Here is a 17,964-nt window from a genome sequence, read left to right as displayed (position 1 = left end):
GCACCACCCAAACACTTCCCATTCTGGCCCGATCGCGTGGTTCAATCGTTTCCTAGTTTGCGCGCGCTAACTCAGACCAAGTTCAAATTTCGACCTGCACCATACCTGCGGAGGTTCGCATTTGCGATCCGTTCCGGCGATCAAACGTCGGCCTCGTCATCGTGGGGATAGGTTGCTTCGTAGTGCTCAGATACCGATGCGACCATCGGCTGCCCTCCAATACCTGCCAGGCTGAACGGCATAGGGCGCGCCCGAAATGATCATCTGCGCGCGGGTCAGCGACACCACCTCGTCGCGCAGACGAACTTTCTTGGCTTCCACGATCTCGATGACGTCGCCGGTTTCGACGTGAACCAACTCCGATCCGATCGACAGACCCATCTCTTCGAAATTCAGTGGCGGACGCCGCTTCTTCTGTTCGAAGCTCCGTTCGGCTTCATACGCGCGAGGTTCTTCCTTCTTCACCTCACGCTCGGCGGCGGCTTCTGCTTCCGGCGTGAGGTCGGCACCAGGGAAGGCGTTCAGCAGTTCAATCAAGCGGAATGGCTCGATCGAGAAGAACTCACGGGCCGGGTTCACACGCTCTCGACCGAAGGCGACATGAAGCGCCTTCTCCACCTTCACTGCATCGTGGACCCGGCGGGCGACGGCCACACGAAACGGCAGGGGAACGCCTGTGGCCCGGCTCAACTCCGCCACGCGCCGTTCAACCGTGTCGCCCGATGTCCTGCCGATCTTCACGATTCCCGGCATGGCCTCGTTGGTGAGGACGTAAACGATCCCTTCGCCCATAGGGGATGATGCTAACTCGAACATGATGTCCTTATACGGTCATGAATACCTTCGCAGTACGAAATATAGCGCCCGTGAAGTTGTGTGTGATCAGGATTCAGCCGCTTCCCTCTTCTGCTCCCCTTCGCGTGTCACATCTTGTGACTGCGCGAGTAGGCGGGGATCATGAATCGCGCGCATATATGCTTCCCAAGCCCTTCGCTCCTCTACCGTGCCAAACGGAGCGTTGAAGTAAGCCATACCAGTCTCTCGCCAGCGCTGGATAAGTGCGGGGTCTTGATCAGGCGAGCCTTTGAAATCCTCTGGACCTGCCTTCCCTCCCATCTTGTCGAGCGCGCGCAATTTCGCCTCCCGCAGCAACATGGGAATTTCAGTAGGGTCGCCTGTAGCTGCCTCGAAAGCGGCATTATACTCGGCGATAGTTTGGGGACGGGGCTGTGGGTCTGGTGTGCCATGGGGGCCGCAACCGAAAAGAATTAGGGTTGAGCAAACCGCAGCAATGCCACTGCTATTCATTGCGTGGGCCCGGTCCTTCGACGGTGCCCTGTGTGCCCATCACTGACTCGAGTTTTTTCCCAAAATGATGGCCGACGAACAGAACTGCTGCAATTACTAGCGATACGCTAGCAAAGTTGGACCAGAGCATCTGTTCTTGCATCAAGCCTATGTTGTGCGTGCCAGAAGGCGCGGTGTCGAAGCCAGTCGCCACGGTCAGGCAGATTACACCCAGGATCAAGCAAGCCGCTGACAGATATCCGAGATTTAGGCGCTTCACGTCTCACTCCCTTCGCATTTGAGAAACCGGAGTTCGCCTGATTCGGTGGAGGTTGGAAGCTCGGCGGGGATGCGTCTGTCGGTTGTGAGACGAATACCCGCATGAGGTGCCTTCGCTCCGCTCTCTCACGGTGGCGCTCTAGGCTCAGGATTGTCGGCGATCAAAAAATAGCGCCCACCCGCACCCCTACGTGATGCCAGGACGCGGGCGAGGCGCTTGGGTTCAGGCCACCGGCTGCTGGGCTCTGCCGCCTCCACGGCCTTCAGAGTGTGTGAGCCACGAGCGCAACATAGTGTTATTTGATTGACTAGCGCGGACTAATGACGTTACACGAATTAAACAATTAGCGAGCGTTAATTGGGCGACCGCCTTGTTCGAGATCGTGGAGGGGACGAAATGAAGAAGCGGCATGAGAACGAGCTGAACCAGCTGCTGGAGAAGATAGCCTACGAGGGTCTGGCGGTGATCCCGAAATGGCAAATGGCCCTCTGGTATGATCAGGACCGATTTACAGTCGGTATCCGGCGGGACGTGCGGGAACGATGGATCGAACTGGCGTCCGAACTGCATTGGATTGAAGAAAAACCGCTCCACTTCGTGGAAATCAAGACGGACATTGTGCTGATGCACAACCCAGTTTTCTACGAGCACGACGAGTAGTCAAAAACCAGCGCGGCGTCTTTGCCGATGTTTTTACTGTTATGGGGATCTTATGACCACAGCTTGGTTTGTAGACGGGGGTTATGCGAGCAAGACTTGGCAGTCTGTGGCCGGTCGCGACCGTTTGGATTACGCGCTTCTGCGGCGGCATATAGAAGAAGACGCTGGAGAGGTCGTGGGGGACGCATATTATTTTGATTGCGACAATGATCCGCCGTCCGCTGGACAGACTGGCTTTCATCGGTTTTTAAGCTCTCCTCCTCCCCGCGGCCCGGGGTTGAGGGTGAAATTATACTGGCTTCAAAGCAAAGCTCATGAATGGCCCAAACATATGGGCGGAGGCCCAATCATACATCCTGTATCTGGCGATCAGTATGTCACGAAGACACAGAAAGCTGTCGATGTGGGTCTTTCGTTTCATATTATGCGGTCATTCAGTAAACGCGCTTGGAACAAGTTGTATCTCATTGCAGGTGATGGAGACTTTAGCGAAGTGATCCAGCATCTAGTCGAGAATGAAAACGTATCAGTCACTTTGATCGGTACTAGCAATTCCGTAAGCGGAGAGCTCGCTCCCTACGTCCGAATTATGGACTTCTCGGAAATCAAAGCGTCCGTAACAATGTCTGCACCTGCGAACGAATTTCCTCGATCAGTGGCGGTCTAATTCTCCTGCACTCCGCGCTACTGGAAAAAATATAGTGCCCACCCGCACCCCGACGTGATGCCAGGATGCGGGTGGAGCCCTTAAGCTTAGAACGCGGCCTGCTTTGCCGCCCCCGCCTCGACCGCCTTCAGCAGGGTGTCGTTGGCTAGGTGGGAATACCGCTGCGTGGATTGATAGCTGGCGTGTCCAAGGACCTTGCCGACGGCGAACAGATCCACGCCGCTGTTGACCATGAACGAAGCCGCACTGTGCCGCAGGTCATGCAGTCTCAGGCCCGGCAGTTTCGCCACCTCGATCGCCTTCTGCCAGCCGTGCTTGATCGACACGAAGGGCAGGCGGGTATCGGGGTTCGGCACGAGCCACGGACAGTCCTTGAAGCGCGGCAGTTCTTCGATGATTGCCAAGGCCGCCGTGGAGAGCGGCACATAACGCGACTTCCCGGTCTTGCTGGTCGGGATGAACCACGACCGGCGCTCGACATCGACATTCTCCCATCGGGCGTCCAGCAGTTCCCGCAACCGTGCCCCGGTGAGGAGCAGCAGGCCGACGATGTGCTCAAGCTGGGGGTTCTGAGACGCTGCCACCGCCTCCCTCAGCCGCGCCGCTTCCTCGGCCGACAGGAAGCGTTCACGACCGTTGTTCAGCGGTGCGCGGGGGATGCCCCGTGTCGGGTTTCGTTCAGTGCCCGGTATGTCCCAGCTTGCGCCAAGGACGAAGGACCGACCGAGCAATACCCTCAGCTTCTCCACTGACGCCGGAGCCAAGCCCGACGCCCGTTTTTCGCTCAGCCACTGAGCCACGGATCGGCTGTTGATGTCTGTCAGGCGTGTCTTTCCCCACTTCGGGATGATGTGGACCCGCATGCAGCTTTCGATATCGGCATAGGATTTCTGGTCCTTGGCGAAGGCGAGGTGTTTGGCCGCCAGCTCGCTATAGAGGGGGATCGACTTCGCCAGCGCCTTCTTCGCGCCGGGGTCGCCGCCCATTACCACCTCTGACCGAAGCTGCTGGGCCTTCTTTTTGGCGGCGGCGAAGGTGACGTCGTTAAAACCGCCAATCTTGTGCTGCTTCTGGCCGCCAGCCTGATCCTGATATCGCAGATAGTAAGTCTTGCCGCCGGTGCAGCGGCATTCCAGGACGAAGCCGGTGACGATGGTGTCGTACCAGTCGGTCTTCTTCTTGCCGACCTCGCAACCGGCGTTGGCGACGAAGGCTTGAGTCAGGTGTGCCTTGGGCATGGGTAATCTCCTTGCATGTTTAAGGGATCGGCGGGCGAGCGCCGAGGAGCCGCCGGGGAGGCGGTCAGTTGGGGTGGGGTGGTCTGGAGCGGGTCGGGCCCGCGAGGCCCCAGAGGCGGCCGCAGGGGCCACGCGTCAGGGGCGGGGATAGCCGGGCCATGGGGAGCCCGGAGCGTGCCCAGGCGGGCAGCAGGGGAGGGCGGCCGCAAGGGCGGCGCGTCGTGAGTTGGGCGGCGGAGAACCGCCCCAAATCCCCAGTTCCCCAGATCGTCAGCCAGTCAGGGTCGGTCGGCGTGTCTGGGGTTTTGGGGAATTAGGGAGTTGGGGTGCTGGGCCCCTCGGCTAGGCGATCTTTCAACAGGTAATAGGTGCGCTTGCCTCGAGCGCCTTTCTCGTAATTCCACAGATGCTTTTCGGGATCTGGCCCGGTGTATCGATCTAGGACGCGGTGGGCCTGTGCGCGGGAGACGTCGCCAGTGTGGGCAAGCGCCTTGATCATTTTATCCAGACCGACGTGCCCGTGACCCTGGGCAAGGTAAGCGCGGATGTAGACAATGACCTCGTCGTCGTTGGGTTGCTCACACTCGAGGGTGTGACCTTCCAATTCTTCTTGATAGACGGGACGGACAGATGCCAGCTTTTCGGCATACGTCAGGCCTTGCTCGGTGGAATAGGCATAGGCGACCTCCTGTGGGCTGTCCGCGCGGCTCTTCTGCTGGGTGAAGCGAATGACCCGTTCGGATGCCCCTGCGCTGCCCGTCATCGGTTCAGCGACATAGACGGCATCGAAGTCCTCGATGATATCGGTGGTGCCTTGATAGCGTATCGTGCCATCCGCGTTCCGGTTCTTGGCGGTATGTCCGAGGGCGATGATGGTGCCGCCCGCCATCACATACTCACGGCAGACCTGGGCGAAGCTGCTTGAGCGGCCCTTGTCCATGAGGTTGGTGAACTTCTTCAGGGTATCGATGACCACCACGGTTCCGCGAGCGCTGCCGTCCTGGGTGGCCTGAATGAGCTTGTCCACGAACTCATTGACCTTGAAGCCCTTGAGCCCGGGGGCCAGCATGTGGGCGTTCATAAGTTCTAAGATCTCGACCTTAACGGCCAAGCCTTTCCCGCTGTCGTCAGCGTTGATGTAGAAGAGGGCGTTTGGATCAAGCCTGCCCTCCTCAATGGCGTCCTGAATGAGCCGCATCACCGTGAGCGTCTTACCGGCGTTGGGCTGGGCGTAGATCATGGTCGCCTGACCCAGGAACATGATGTCGCCGAGCAGGGGCTTGGTGTCCACCGCCCTCGCATGGAGCTTCGCGGCGTCTCCTCTCAGGCTGTGTTGGATGAGTGGATTGGGCTTCTGAAATGGAGCCTTTGGCGTCGGTCCAGTGGGCTCGTCGGGGTGTTCGTCGGGGGCTCGATCCATCGCTCGATCTCCTTGGCTGCGTGATCAATGAGCGTGTTCTGACTGGGGAATTTTGAGCTGTAAACGAGAGCAAATTGCCGGTTTTCCAGCGGAAATGACATTTTCCTAGCGGACGATCCTTCCGTAAGAACCTTGCCAAAATCGTAGGCAAGATTAAATTTCGTTTAGGTTGGAGGGGGAGCGTATTCGTGAGGAGGAGGGCAGCATGGCGCTAACGCGACGGGAAGATGGAACCGAGTTCGGCGGCCTTCGAGTCGTTTGGCTGGAGGCTTTTGTGCGGTGTGCTCAAGCCAGAACACGAGCTGCGGTCGCCGCTCAGATGGGCATCGATCAGGCGACGGTGACGAAGCACATCAAGAAGCTTGAGCTGTGGCTGGCGAGGGGCCGTCTTCGTCCCTTGTTTGATGACAATGTTTGGCCAATTTCCCTGACCGAAGAAGGCAAGGAATTTCTGCCGCAAGCGGTGATGGTGCTGGAGTTGCTTCGTCGGGCTCGCATCGCCCCGGTCGAGATGCCGCAGGCGGATGCTTCGGTGGAGCAGGCTGAGCGCCCCAACTCCGCCATTGTGCAGGGAGGCGACTGAGAGGAAGCGATCCTTCATTGGCGCCGCTCCCTCTCTAATCCGTTTTGGTCTTCAGTGCGGGTGGTCGAGTTGCTTTCTCGGTGCCGGACTCCGCCTTCGCCCCGAAACTACGATGACGATACCGACGACCGCGAGGGCGACGATGCAGGCGAGAGGTTGAGCCACGGCTAGAGCGGAGAGCCCGAGGGTGCCGAGGAATGCCAGCGTTTTCTTAGGTCGGGCGATGAAGGAACCGATGAGGGTCAACAGCAGCAGTGCAGCTAACCCCACGGCCATCGCTCTGAGCACGGCCAGCACGACGCCCAGGATGAGCAGTACGAGCAGCTTGTTCATCATCCGCCCCGCGCCTCCTCGTTCCAGAAGTAGGCAAGGCATCGGTAGTGGATGCCAAGTTCGGTGCCGGGGCCGTTCTCGACGAACAGCCGAACGGGCATTCCCAGGGGAGGGGTGACGCTAATCTCGAACCAGAGGCCGTGGTCCTCGACCCAGTCGAAGGAAAGGTCATCGGCATCCTCGCCGGTGAAGGCGAACCCAAGGGCTGTGTTGATGACGTCCGGCGTATCGCCACCATGGATGACGATCAGGCTGGCGTCGGGATGATGTTTGGGGTGGCCGTAAAAATGCCAGCCCCGGAGGGCTAGCAGACAACGCAGTTTGGGATCGAGGTCGGGATCGCTCAGCGCGCTCGCCACCTCGGCAAGGTTGGTCAAGCAAAGCATAGGAAGACTCCTTCAGGCATGAAAAAAGCCCTCGCGGCGGTGCCGGAGAGCTCGGGTCGGATGGGTTGCCGTTATGGCTTGCGGGCAGTCAGCCTTGGCTGGTCAGGCTTCGGTTATCGAAGGCCGATTTGCGAAGCCGAGGCAGTTGAAGCGCAGGGTGTGATTGGTATCGGGATGGTCAGCCACGAAGACCAGCATCCCGAAATCGTCGGTGAGGACGTAGGCCAGCTCGAACCATGAGCCGTGGTCGTTGAACCACTCCCAGCCGGGCTGATTGGCCTGGTCCCAGGTGATGGGGAAGCCAACGGCGGCATGGATCTCCTCGGATTTATCGCCCGGCTGGACGGCAACGATCTGCAAAACCTCACCGAGGGAGCGATGTCGATCGGTATCCACCTGCCAGACCCTGAGGCCGATCAGGGCGCGGAGGGCGGGGTCGATGGTCGGGTCTGTGAGCGCGGCCGCAACAGCATCACGGTCGTTTAGGGAAAGCATGAGATGTCCTTTCAGGGCATGAAAAAACCCCCGCAGCGATGGCCACGGGGGTGGGTACAGATTGAGTTGGGGGGGGGGCGTCAGGTCGTCCTAGTGAACGGCCTTAAGTCAATGAAGCGCCAAGACTTCCTTCCTGCCCAGCGACAGGTTGGCATGAGTGGCATCATCTCTGACGAACTCAATGAGGCGGTCGCCTAGCGTGCCGAAAGCACGCTTAATGACAGGGTGGTGGCAGCGTTTGAAAGCCGTTCCCTCAGGCGCTTTGAGCGGGCAAACCTGACAGCGGCATGGTGACGCTGTGGGTCACGGTGGAGTACGAGTTGTCCAGAAGCCTGGCCTGCTCCCGGGAGCGGGGTGCCTTTCAAGGGCGTCAGCTTCAAATAAGATACCTTAATTCGCGCGATCACACGCGGTCGAAGCTAAGCGGGAGAAGTCTGTGCCGGAAGAGTTTGTCCTTGATCCGGATGAGGTCGCCGAAGCTGGGCGTATTATCCGAGGCACCCCGCCCGGCCTGTATACCTTGGCCAAACTCTATGGAGCCGAATGGGATATGAAGTTGAGCCCGACGACGTTTGGGGCGCGGTTCAAGGCGTCCGTGGTCGCCGGACGGCTGGGCGGTATCAGCCTGCATCCGGAAAAGACGGGAGCGAACGCGCTTCAGTACCGAGTGTATGATCAAGGGCGATAGCTGCTCACGATCGTTGCCGCGTGGCGCGAACCTACCTACGCTGTCCTTTCAAGACCAAAATAAAATTTGCGATTTAGGCTTGCAGCGCAGCGATAATAAAGAACTAAAGTACCGGGGCGTTTTATTATGAATTATGCTGTACACAATAAAATTGTATCATTTATTTGGTCTATCGCAGATGATTGCCTGCGAGATGTTTATGTGCGCGGTAAGTATCGTGACGTCATACTGCCAATGGTCGTCTTGCGCCGCCTCGACACCCTTCTCGAACCGACGAAACAGGATGTTTTGGAGGAAGTTCGCTTCCAGCATGGGGAGATGAAGGCGACGGAGCTTGATGACGCCCCTCTAACCGCAGCGTCGGGCTATGTTTTCTACAACACCAGCAAGTGGACGTTGAAGCAACTCTACGCCACTGCCACGAACAACCAGCAGATTTTGCTGGCCAACGTGGAGGAGTACCTCGGCGGGTTTAGCGATAACGTCAAAGAGATCATCGCCCGCTTCAACCTGCTCGAGCAGATGCGGCATATGGCGAACAAGCAGGTTTTGCTCGACGTCCTCGAAAAGTTCATTTCCCCTTACATCAACCTCACGCCCCATGATTCTGAAGACCCCGACGGCAACATGATGCCCGGTCTTTCGAACCTCGGCATGGGCTATGTCTTCGAGGAGCTGATCCGCAAGTTCAACGAAGAGAACAATGAGGAGGCCGGGGAGCACTTCACGCCGCGTGAGGTGATCCACCTGATGACCCACCTCATCTTCGACCCGATAGGCGGCCAGCTGCCTCCGGTGATGACCATCTATGACCCGGCCTGCGGCAGCGGCGGGATGCTGACCGAAGCTCAGAACTACATCAAGGACCCCGAAGGCCCCATCGCGGCCAAGGGCGACGTCTATCTGTATGGCAAGGAAATCAACGACGAGACCTATGCCATCTGCAAATCCGACATGATGATTAAGGGCAACAACCCCGAGAACATTAAGGTCGGCTCGACGCTAGCCACCGACGAATTTTCGGGCCATCGCTTCGATTTCATGCTGTCCAACCCGCCCTACGGCAAAAGCTGGAAGAGCGACATCAAGCACATCAAGGACGGCAACGACGTCATCGATCCGCGCTTCCAAGTCGAGCTGACCGACTACTGGGGCAAGATGGAAACCGTCGACGCAACGCCCCGTTCCAGCGACGGCCAGCTGCTGTTCCTGATGGAGATGGTGGGCAAGTTGAAGCCCATCGCCAACAGCCCCATCGGGTCGCGGATCGCCTCCGTCCACAACGGCTCCAGCTTGTTCACCGGAGACGCCGGCAGCGGCGAATCCAACATCCGCCGCTTCATCATCGAAAACGACATGCTGGACACCATCATCCAGCTGCCGAACAATCTGTTCTACAACACCGGCATCACCACCTACGTCTGGCTGCTGACCAACGCCAAGCCCGAGGCACGCCGGGGTAAGGTGCAGCTAATCGACGCCAACCTGATGTTCCGCAAGCTGCGCAAAAACCTTGGCGACAAGAACTGCGAATTCGCGCCGGAACACATTGACCAGATCACAGCTGCCTATCTCGCGTTCCAGCCGGTCGAACGACAGATTGACGCGAATGGCGATCCAACCGGCATCGCGGTGCAGATTTTCGACAACACCGATTTTGGCTATCACAAGGTCACCATCGAACGCCCCGACCGCCGCCGCGCGCAGTTCAGCGCCGAACGACTGGAGCTCCTGCGCTTCGACAAGTCCTTGCGCGAGCCGATGGAGCATTTGTGGGCCGAACATGGCGACAAGGTCTATGAGCCCGGCTTCCTGAAAGGCCACGCCAAGGCGATCCACGCCTGGTGCGAGGAGCGGGAGATCGCGCTGAACGCCAAGCAGCGGGTGAAGCTGGTCGACACAACTGTCTGGCTGCGCCAGCGCGATATGATCGAGGTCGGCCACCAGCTGAAGGAGGCGTTAGGCACCGAGGAAACGGCGGATTTCAACGTCTTCCGCGAGCAGGTGGCCAAGGTACTCAAGAGCCGCAAGATCAAGCTTACCGCGACCGATAAGAACACGATTCTGAACGCGGTCAGCTGGTATGCCGATGATGCAGAAAAGGTCATCGGCAAGACCCTGCGCTTCACGAAGTCCGAGCTGGAGGATGAGGCCGCGCGGCTGGGCTGCAGAATCGACGAACTGGGCGACTTCGGTCTTTATGCTCAGCCCGATGGCAGCTGGCTGACATTCGAGACCAGCACAGATTTGCGCGACAGCGAGGCGGTGCCGCTGAAAGACAGCATCCACCGCTATTTCAAGGCCGAGGTAAAGCCGCATGTGCCCGAGGCCTGGATCAACCTCGACACGGTCAAGATCGGCTACGAGATCAGCTTCAACAAGTATTTCTACCGCCACAAGCCACTGCGCAGCCTGGATGACGTGACGCGGGACATTCTGGCGCTGGAGCAAAGGGCCGATGGCCTGATCGCCGATATTCTGGGGGTGAAACCCGCCGATCTGTCGGAGGCGGTGTGATGACGCTCGCCGCTCTTGTCGCAGACGATGGGCATGCGCCCACCCCTGACCAGCTTCCGCGCTTCCCAGCCGAATGGAGGCTCGCTCGCTTCCGTCATGTGTTCAATTTCAACAAGGGGCTGACGATCACCAAGGAGAACCTTCAGGATGAAGGCATTCCTTGCGTGAGCTACGGGGACGTTCATTCGAAGTACGGATTTGAAGTTGACCCGGACCGTCATCCGCTAAAATGCGTTGACGCCTCCTACATGAAAAACAACCAGTCCTCGCTGCTCCGGCGTGGCGACTTCGTTTTCGCGGACACCTCTGAGGACATCGAAGGTTCGGGCAATTTCACCTGTTACAGCAGCGAAAGACAGGCGTTTGCGGGCTATCACACCCTGATCGCCAAACCAAAGGTGCCTATGAGCTTCCGTTTCATGGCCTATCTGCTGGACTCGACAACCTTCCGTGCGCAGGTGCAGACCGAGGTGACGGGGGTCAAAGTTTTCAGCATCAGCCAGGCGGTCCTCAAGCCAACCTTTGTGTGGTTCCCCCCGGAGCAAGAACAGGACGCCATCGCGGCGTTTCTGGATGAGAAATGCGCCAAGGTGGACGAGGCGGTGCGGATCAAGGAAGAACAGATCGCGCGCTTACGCGAGCGGCGGCAGATCCTGATCCAAGAGGCCGTCACTCGCGGCCTGAACCCCACCGCCCCCATGAAGGACAGCCGCATCGACTGGATCGGCCAGATTCCCGCGCACTGGGAGCAACTTGCGAACAAGCACATCTTCCGGCTCAGGAAAACTCTCGTCGGCAAGCGGTCATCCGAGTACGAACTGCTCTCGCTGACCCTGCGCGGCGTCATCAAGCGTGACATGGAGAACCCCGAAGGCAAATTCCCCGCCGAGTTCGACACCTATCAAGAGGTCCGCCCGGGCGATTTCGTGTTCTGTCATTTCGACGTCGAGGAAACGCCCCGGACCGTCGGGCTTTCCGAGTTCTTCGGTATGATCACCGGCGCCTATACCGTATACTCGGTAGCCGATGGCATCGATCCGCGCTTCCTGCTGCACTTCTATATCTTTGCAGACACCGACAAAAAAATGCGTAGCCTCTACAAGGGTCTGCGCAACACGATACCGAAGGAGGCGTTCGGCGCATTCAAGACGCCGCTGCCCCCGATCGAAGAGCAACGCGAGATCGTAGCCCACATCGACGAAGCGTCGCGCAAGATCGAGGATGCCATAGCGATCAAGGCAAACCAGATCGCTGCGCTCAAGGAATACAAGACCAGCCTGATCAACGCGGCGGTCACGGGCAAGATCAAGGTGGCGTAAGGGGGGGCGACCATGGTCAGCAACACCAAGGAAGTGGCTCTGGAACAGGCGATCCAGCGGCACCTGACAGGCCTGACGACCGAAGATCTGGCTGGCCAAAGCGCCCCGGCTGGCCATGGCCCCTTTCGTCTTGGCCTGCCCTCTGATTTCGACGCCGAATACGCGCTCGACACCCGTCTGTTGTGGGAGTTTCTGGAAACCACCCAAGGCAAAGAGCTGGCCAAGCTGAAGGCCCGCAATCCCGGTGACTGGAAGCGCAAGATCCTTGAACGCTTTGACCGGCTGATCAAGAAGAACGGCGTGCTGCATCTGCTGAAGAAGGGCCTCGCCGTCGATGACGCCTTCTTTGCGCTGATGTATCCCGCGCCGCTGGCCAGCTCGGCCGCCAAGGTGCACGAAAACTTCGCCGCCAACATCTTCAGCGTCACCCGGCAGGTCCGCTATTCACAGACCAACCCGGGCGAAGAGATCGACATGGTCCTCTTCGTCAACGGGCTGCCGCTGATCACCATCGAGCTGAAGAACGCGTGGACCGGCCAGACCGCCCGTTATCATGGGCAGAAGCAGTACCGCGACGGCCGCGACGCCACCCAGCCTCTGCTGCAGTTCGGCCGCGCGCTGGTGCACATGGCCGTGGACGCCGACGAGGTGTTCATGACCACGAAACTCGCCGGGCCCGCGACCTACTTCCTGCCCTTCAACAAGGGCCACAACGAAGGCGAGGGCAACCCGCCCAACCCCAACGGCCACAAGACCGCGTACCTTTGGGAAGAGGTTTTCACCAAGGAAAGCCTGGCAGGCATCATCCAGCATTTCGTGCTGCTGGAGGGTAAGACGACCGACCCACTGGCGAAGAAGACCCTAATCTTCCCACGCTATCACCAGCTGGAGGTCGTGCGCAGCCTACTAGCCCATGCCGCCACGACGGGCGTCGGGCACAGCTATCTGATCCAGCACTCGGCGGGTTCGGGCAAGTCGAACTCGATCACCTGGACGGCCTATCAGTTGATCGAGACCTATCCGACCAAGGCAGGCATTCCGGGCGCCAAGGGACTGGACCAGCCGCTCTTCGATAGCGTCATCGTTGTCACTGATCGCCGGCTTCTGGACAAGCAGCTGCGCGAGAACATCAAGGACTTTTCCGAGGTCAAGAACATCGTCGCCCCGGCGCTGCGGTCGGCCGACCTGAAATCGGCGCTGGAGAACGGCAAGAAGATCATCATCACGACGATCCAGAAGTTCCCCTTCATCATCGAAGGTATCGCCGACCTGAGTGACAAGCGGTTCGCAGTGATCATCGACGAGGCTCATAGCGGCCAGAGCGGCAGCGCGCATGACAACATGAACCGGGCGATGGGCGCGGGCGATCAGGATGCGGACGAGGATGATCCACAGGACCGGATCCTCGCAGCTATGCAGTCGCGGAAGATGCGCGGCAACGCCTCTTATTTCGCCTTTACGGCCACGCCCAAGAACACGACGCTGGAGAAGTTCGGCGAGCGCCAGGCGGATGGCAGTTTCAAGCCCTTCCACCTCTACAGCATGAAGCAGGCCATCGAAGAAGGCTTCATCCTCAACGTGTTAGCGAACTACACGACTTACAAGAGCTATTACGAGATCCAGAAGTCGATTGCCGACAACCCCCTGTTCGACACTAAGAAAGCCCAGAAGAAACTGCGCGCCTATGTCGAGCGCAGCCAGCAGACGATCAACACCAAGGCCGAGATCATGCTCGACCATTTCATCGAGCACGTGGTGACGCCGAAAAAGCTGCGCGGTAAGGCCAAAGGGATGATCGTCACCCAGAACATCGAGGCGGCCATCCGCTACTACAAGGCGGTGACCAAGCTGCTGGCAAATCGGGGAAGCCCGTTCAAGGCGCTGATCGCATTCTCGGGCGAAAAGGCCGTGGATGGGGTGACCTACACCGAGGCCGAGATGAATGGCTTTCCGGAGGCCGACACGCGGGATCGGTTCGATGAGGACGACAATCGGCTGCTGGTGGTGGCCAATAAATACCTGACCGGCTTCGACCAGCCAAAGCTGGCCACGATGTATGTGGACAAGAAACTGCAGCACGTTCTCGCTGTGCAGGCTTTGTCGCGTCTGAACCGATCGGCACCGAAACTTGGGAAGCGGACAGAGGATCTGTTCATCCTCGATTTTTTCAACGACGCGGCCGACGTTAAGGCAGCATTCGATCCCTTCTACACCGTCACAACCCTTTCATCTGCCACAGATGTGAACGTTCTGCATGAGCTTAAGGGATCTCTCGACCAGGTCGGCGTCTATGAATGGCGAGAGGTCGAAGAATTCGTCACGCGCTACTTCGCGGGTGAGGATGCTCAGGCGCTCAGCCCCTTGGTCGACGGGGCTGCGGATCGATTCGACCAGCAACTGGAACTGCCTGAGAAGGACAAGATCGACTTTAAGGTCAAGGCGCGACAGTTCGTCAAGATCTACGGCCAGATGGCGTCGATCATGCCGTTCGAGGTCATCGAGTGGGAAAAGCTCTTCTGGTTCCTAAAATTCCTGGTGCCGAAACTGAAGATCAAGGACCCGGACCAGGACATGCTGGACGAACTGCTGGAGGCGGTCGATCTGTCTTCCTACGGCCTCGAGAGGACCAAGCTGAGCCATACGATCGATCTCGACGCATCTTCAACCGAGTTTGACCCGCAGAACCCCAATCCACGGGGGTACCGGGATGGTGAACCCGAACGGGACCCCTTGGATGAGATTATCCGCTCCTTCAATGAAAGATGGTTTCAGGGATGGAGCGCGACACCTGAAGAACAACGGGTCAAGTTCATCAATGTTGTGAACAGCATTCGATCTCACCCTGACTATCATGAAAAGTACGAGGAGAACACCGACCCCTACAATCGTGGTTTGGCCTTAGAGAAAATGCTTAACGAGGTGATGCTCAAGCGCCGAAAGGAAGAACTTGAGTTGTATAAATTATTTGCATCTGATGCGGCGTTTAAAGCTGCATGGAGCGAGAACGTCAAAAGAATGCTGATGACTAACCTGCCGTAAGGCAATGCTTCCGGTTAGGAACTCATCGCGAATCTGAGCCGACATACAGCCATGCCATATTGGCCGACCGAGGTTGCTGAGCTGCGATAGGTGCCGCCCGCTATCTATGAGGCTGAAGGGCCTTCCACTAGGAACCCACGTAACTCCCAAGCGGAGGTGCCTTCCCGCCCATCATGGGGCGGCTTCCTATCTAACACTACTCAGGAAAGGTGGTGCCGCTTAGGTGACTCGAACACCTGACCCCCTCATTACGAACTCGTCGGAAGGAAAGCCATCAAACCCTGTGGTGGTAAGGGTTTGAGCGCCATTCTGGTGTCGTGAAAACAGCTCCTCCCACCTACTTCCCAGATTGGCTTGAAGGGGCGCTTAGACCGCTTCCTAAGTTAAGATCGATAGCTCAGTCCGATGTGAAATTTCGACCTACGCTATACCTGCGAAAGGTCCGGTCGGGGTGGTGGAGCGATGGGCGTTCTGGGAAAACAATGTGAGACACTGATGCCGCAGGGGAGGCAGGCCGTCCATGAATGCTTTAGAAGTTCAGATCGCGCGCTATCTTGCTGCCAAGGCCATGCAGCGCAGCCGGGTCACCTACCAAATGGTCGGGGACTGGGTGGGGTGGGGGCATCCAACAGGTAGGGGGCTCGGCCCTCACTTGGAGGTGATCCTTCACGAGCTGGCGGACAGAGGCTTGCCAGCTCTGACCCTTATTCTGGTTCCGAAGGGAAAGACACGCCCAGACGACGACGCCATGGGCCATATCCGGGCTAGGCTTGGCGACATCGACGTTGCAGCGGAGCAAGATCGCGTTTTCGATTTCGACTGGTCGGTCGTCCCGGAACTCGCGCCACGGCCGGACGAACTGCCCGTCGGTCGGCAGATGTGGCTCACCTCGTTCTGGGGCTTTGATCCCGCCGACTGGGGCTGCATTGGGTTTGCAAACGAAGGCAAGCGGAACGCCTTCCTCAGGGCCACCCGACCGGGTGTGCTGGTGGCCATTTACGTCACCAAGGGCAAGGGACCGGAAGGGATGCGCGGCAAGCTCGTCGGCGTGTTGGAAGTCTCTCATGAGGTCGGTCCAGCGCAGGCGTTCATCGCGGGCGATCGGTGGGCCAAAAAGGAGGCTGATCCGGAGTCTCGGGGCAAGTGGTCCTACGCCGTCAGGGCAACCCGCGCTTGGCGCGTGGTTCCGGAGGACTGGAAGCCGATCGAAGAAATCCTGCCCACGGCGTATGCAAGCGCTGACCCGCAGTACATCGGTTCTGACGGGGTTTCGGTGCCACCTGAGGAGGCCGGCGCGCTACTCGCCCTCGATGTCTACGAGGTTCCGGTCTACGGGCAATCAGGAGAGATAGACGCCTCAATCACGACCCTTGAACGCTCGGTTTCGAGCGGCCGTGCTGGGCCAGTCGCTACCCGCCCATTCTGGGTTGGTGAACCTGACGGGCCTCGCCACCTCTACATCTTCACGCTGGAAGGCGACCTATCGGTCTGGCTCGGCCGATCACCGGCTGAGATTGGCGATCGAAAAATCATCAAAGTGGGCTTCTCGAAGAGTCCCCTCGCCCGTCGCGATCAAATTCAATGGGCATATCCTCAGGGATCTTACGTGTGGAAGGTTTTCAAGCCCGACGACCCTTACGCGACTGGCCCATGGCCCTGCGGCGATGTCGCTCGGGCAGGTGAGGACGCAATGAAGGCGCGACTTATCGACGATGGTGCTGAGAAACTTGGCGGTGAATTCTATCTGACCGAGGAGTGGTCGATCCACTACGCTTGGTCGGCGGGTCAGCGTGTCGCTAGAGAGATTGCCGATCGCCTATCAGAGTGAGAACCGCGTCCGACGTGACGCCAGTTGTGGGTTCCGCGCATGTGGCAAGAAAAATTATGAGTAAACAGCCTATGTGTGCGATCACCGCGCTCTAGGCCGACACGAAGCTTCGGGACCGGCCAGCTCGCTTCGATTTGCAGGGAAGTTCAATGGCTGTTTATGCGCTCTGGAATAATAAGGGTGGCGTTGGAAAGAGTTACCTGACGTTTCAGGTCGCCTGCGAGTACGCCAGGACTCATCGGAATCAGAGGGTGCTCGTGATCGATTTGTGCCCTCAGGCGAACTCGTCGAGCATGATCTTAGGTGGAATGGTTCGCGGAGAGGTGGCTATTGAGAACCTTGCCGGTCAGACTCCACCTCGCACGATTGCGGGATACGTCGCTGACCGCGTGGTAAGCCCTTATGTCAATACTCATTCTGGTGCGAACTATCTGACGCAAGCCAGCACGATCAATCATTCCGTTCCGGACAATCTTTACATTGTATGCGGCGATGAAGAGCTTGAGATGCAGGCAGCAAGCGTTCAGTTGGCGTGTGCTGCAGGACCCGCAGATTCTTGGAGGATCGTGCACACTTGGATTCGGGATCTTATAGAAGATGTTCGCTCTTCTTGGGGGCAGCAGGATATTACGGTATTTTTAGACTGTAATCCAAGTTTCACTATCTATACGGAACTCGCCATCGCTGCATCTGATCGGCTGATCATCCCGTTTTCAGCGGATGGGTCTTCAAAGAGAGCGGTCCGGTCCGTGTTGTCGCTGGTTTATGGAATTTTGCGCCGCCCTGGACAAATTCAATCTCAGTTTAACAGAAATATTCAAACATATCGCATGGCGCTGCCGCAAATATACTCATATGTTGGCAACCGTCTCACACAGATGAACAATAGTTCTGCTAGCGCATTCAGGAATGTAGTTACAGAGATATTTTCTGAAGTATTTCGTGTTTGGCAAGCAAATCCCGGGTTGTTTTACGTTCATCCAACGGGCTCCCCAGCTCCCACTACAAGACAAGGTTTTCGGACTATGTTCGAGGAGCAGATCAATGACGCCAACACAGCGTCCGTTGTATCGGGAGCTTTGGGCATTCCGATCTGCTCGCTAACAGCAGGACAGAAACAATTCGCCGGACGTTCGGCGCAAGTCAATCAATCGCAACTGGATAAACAGCAGCCAAATATTCGGAATTTTGTTGCGAAAATCGAGTAAGAAGCGTCGATCACAC

15 protein-coding genes are annotated in these 17,964 nt (G+C 58.1%); 9 read left to right on the top strand and 6 right to left on the bottom strand.

Annotated features, from left to right (window positions below; translation table 11 throughout):
- Window positions 1-186: 186 nt before the first annotated feature.
- Window positions 187-816: a GIY-YIG nuclease family protein gene (locus FGL25_RS15570; RefSeq protein ID WP_138142211.1), complete on the bottom strand. Its 630-nt coding sequence runs from the start codon at window positions 814-816 to the stop codon at window positions 187-189.
- A 1,147-nt stretch (window positions 817-1,963) separates the two neighbouring features.
- Here FGL25_RS15570 and FGL25_RS15565 point away from each other — a divergent pair.
- Together FGL25_RS15565 and FGL25_RS18035 are read left to right on the top strand one after the other, a co-directional pair.
- Entirely contained in the window at window positions 1,964-2,227 is a 264-nt protein-coding gene (locus tag FGL25_RS15565; protein WP_046652720.1) for a hypothetical protein, read from the top strand.
- Window positions 2,228-2,279: 52 nt separating this feature from the next.
- On the top strand, window positions 2,280-2,894 hold the full coding sequence (locus FGL25_RS18035; protein WP_125899619.1) for an NYN domain-containing protein: 615 nt from the start codon (window positions 2,280-2,282) through the stop codon (window positions 2,892-2,894).
- Between the two features lie 86 nt (window positions 2,895-2,980).
- Here FGL25_RS18035 and FGL25_RS15555 read toward each other — a convergent pair whose 3' ends face one another.
- Entirely contained in the window at window positions 2,981-4,132 is a 1,152-nt protein-coding gene (locus tag FGL25_RS15555) for a site-specific integrase (protein ID WP_138142210.1), read from the bottom strand.
- Between the two features lie 313 nt (window positions 4,133-4,445).
- Complete coding sequence (locus tag FGL25_RS15550) at window positions 4,446-5,552, bottom strand: AAA family ATPase (protein WP_138142209.1); 1,107 nt, start codon at window positions 5,550-5,552, stop codon at window positions 4,446-4,448.
- Between the two features lie 205 nt (window positions 5,553-5,757).
- Here FGL25_RS15550 and FGL25_RS15545 point away from each other — a divergent pair, with 205 nt between their 5' ends.
- Window positions 5,758-6,135, top strand: a complete 378-nt coding sequence (locus FGL25_RS15545) for a LysR family transcriptional regulator (RefSeq protein WP_138142208.1) — start codon at window positions 5,758-5,760, stop codon at window positions 6,133-6,135.
- Window positions 6,136-6,186: 51 nt separating this feature from the next.
- Here the strand turns inward: FGL25_RS15545 and FGL25_RS15540 are convergent, their stop codons facing one another.
- The 3 genes from FGL25_RS15540 to FGL25_RS15530 all read right to left on the bottom strand — a co-directional run bounded on the left by FGL25_RS15540 (window position 6,187) and on the right by FGL25_RS15530 (window position 7,349).
- Window positions 6,187-6,471: a hypothetical protein gene (locus FGL25_RS15540; RefSeq protein WP_138142207.1), complete on the bottom strand. Its 285-nt coding sequence runs from the start codon at window positions 6,469-6,471 to the stop codon at window positions 6,187-6,189.
- Entirely contained in the window at window positions 6,468-6,854 is a 387-nt protein-coding gene (locus FGL25_RS15535; protein ID WP_138142206.1) for a hypothetical protein, read from the bottom strand. The genes FGL25_RS15540 and FGL25_RS15535 overlap by 4 nt, the downstream gene beginning before the upstream one ends.
- Before the next feature lie 102 nt (window positions 6,855-6,956).
- Complete coding sequence (locus FGL25_RS15530; protein ID WP_138142205.1) at window positions 6,957-7,349, bottom strand: hypothetical protein; 393 nt, start codon at window positions 7,347-7,349, stop codon at window positions 6,957-6,959.
- Window positions 7,350-7,785: 436 nt separating this feature from the next.
- Here FGL25_RS15530 and FGL25_RS15525 point away from each other — a divergent pair, with 436 nt between their 5' ends.
- The 6 genes from FGL25_RS15525 (at window position 7,786) to FGL25_RS15500 (ending at window position 17,948) form a co-directional block, all read left to right on the top strand.
- Window positions 7,786-8,037, top strand: coding sequence for a hypothetical protein (locus FGL25_RS15525; protein ID WP_138142204.1), 252 nt, complete (start codon window positions 7,786-7,788; stop codon window positions 8,035-8,037).
- 126 nt (window positions 8,038-8,163) lie between these two features.
- Window positions 8,164-10,554: a type I restriction-modification system subunit M gene (locus tag FGL25_RS15520; RefSeq protein WP_138142203.1), complete on the top strand. Its 2,391-nt coding sequence runs from the start codon at window positions 8,164-8,166 to the stop codon at window positions 10,552-10,554.
- Window positions 10,554-11,873 carry a restriction endonuclease subunit S gene (locus FGL25_RS15515; protein ID WP_138142202.1) on the top strand — a complete coding sequence of 440 codons (1,320 nt, stop codon included), beginning with the start codon at window positions 10,554-10,556 and terminating at the stop codon, window positions 11,871-11,873. The genes FGL25_RS15520 and FGL25_RS15515 overlap by 1 nt, the downstream gene beginning before the upstream one ends.
- A 12-nt stretch (window positions 11,874-11,885) precedes the next feature.
- Entirely contained in the window at window positions 11,886-14,912 is a 3,027-nt protein-coding gene (locus tag FGL25_RS15510) for a type I restriction endonuclease subunit R (protein ID WP_138142201.1), read from the top strand.
- A 520-nt stretch (window positions 14,913-15,432) separates the two neighbouring features.
- Window positions 15,433-16,740, top strand: coding sequence for a hypothetical protein (locus FGL25_RS16910; protein ID WP_167493363.1), 1,308 nt, complete (start codon window positions 15,433-15,435; stop codon window positions 16,738-16,740).
- A gap of 149 nt (window positions 16,741-16,889) precedes the next feature.
- A complete protein-coding gene (locus FGL25_RS15500) occupies window positions 16,890-17,948 on the top strand; it encodes a ParA family protein (protein WP_138142200.1) in 1,059 nt (352 codons plus the stop codon).
- The last annotated feature ends 16 nt before the right edge of the window (window positions 17,949-17,964 follow it).

This window comes from Brevundimonas vancanneytii (genome assembly GCF_901421975.1).
Classification (GTDB): Bacteria; Pseudomonadota; Alphaproteobacteria; order Caulobacterales; family Caulobacteraceae; genus Brevundimonas; species Brevundimonas diminuta.
This window is presented reverse-complemented; position numbering and strand designations above follow the sequence as displayed.

Coding starts and splice junctions, on each gene's coding strand:
- FGL25_RS16910 (WP_167493363.1), top strand. CDS start 15,433: ATGAATGCTTTAGAAGTTCAGATCGCGCGCTATCTTGCTGCCAAGGCC.
- FGL25_RS15550 (WP_138142209.1), bottom strand. CDS start 5,552: ATGGATCGAGCCCCCGACGAACACCCCGACGAGCCCACTGGACCGACG.
- FGL25_RS18035 (WP_125899619.1), top strand. CDS start 2,280: ATGACCACAGCTTGGTTTGTAGACGGGGGTTATGCGAGCAAGACTTGG.
- FGL25_RS15545 (WP_138142208.1), top strand. CDS start 5,758: ATGGCGCTAACGCGACGGGAAGATGGAACCGAGTTCGGCGGCCTTCGA.
- FGL25_RS15530 (WP_138142205.1), bottom strand. CDS start 7,349: ATGCTTTCCCTAAACGACCGTGATGCTGTTGCGGCCGCGCTCACAGAC.
- FGL25_RS15555 (WP_138142210.1), bottom strand. CDS start 4,132: ATGCCCAAGGCACACCTGACTCAAGCCTTCGTCGCCAACGCCGGTTGC.
- FGL25_RS15520 (WP_138142203.1), top strand. CDS start 8,164: ATGAATTATGCTGTACACAATAAAATTGTATCATTTATTTGGTCTATC.
- FGL25_RS15540 (WP_138142207.1), bottom strand. CDS start 6,471: ATGATGAACAAGCTGCTCGTACTGCTCATCCTGGGCGTCGTGCTGGCC.
- FGL25_RS15570 (WP_138142211.1), bottom strand. CDS start 816: ATGTTCGAGTTAGCATCATCCCCTATGGGCGAAGGGATCGTTTACGTC.
- FGL25_RS15510 (WP_138142201.1), top strand. CDS start 11,886: ATGGTCAGCAACACCAAGGAAGTGGCTCTGGAACAGGCGATCCAGCGG.
- FGL25_RS15565 (WP_046652720.1), top strand. CDS start 1,964: ATGAAGAAGCGGCATGAGAACGAGCTGAACCAGCTGCTGGAGAAGATA.
- FGL25_RS15500 (WP_138142200.1), top strand. CDS start 16,890: ATGGCTGTTTATGCGCTCTGGAATAATAAGGGTGGCGTTGGAAAGAGT.
- FGL25_RS15535 (WP_138142206.1), bottom strand. CDS start 6,854: ATGCTTTGCTTGACCAACCTTGCCGAGGTGGCGAGCGCGCTGAGCGAT.
- FGL25_RS15515 (WP_138142202.1), top strand. CDS start 10,554: ATGACGCTCGCCGCTCTTGTCGCAGACGATGGGCATGCGCCCACCCCT.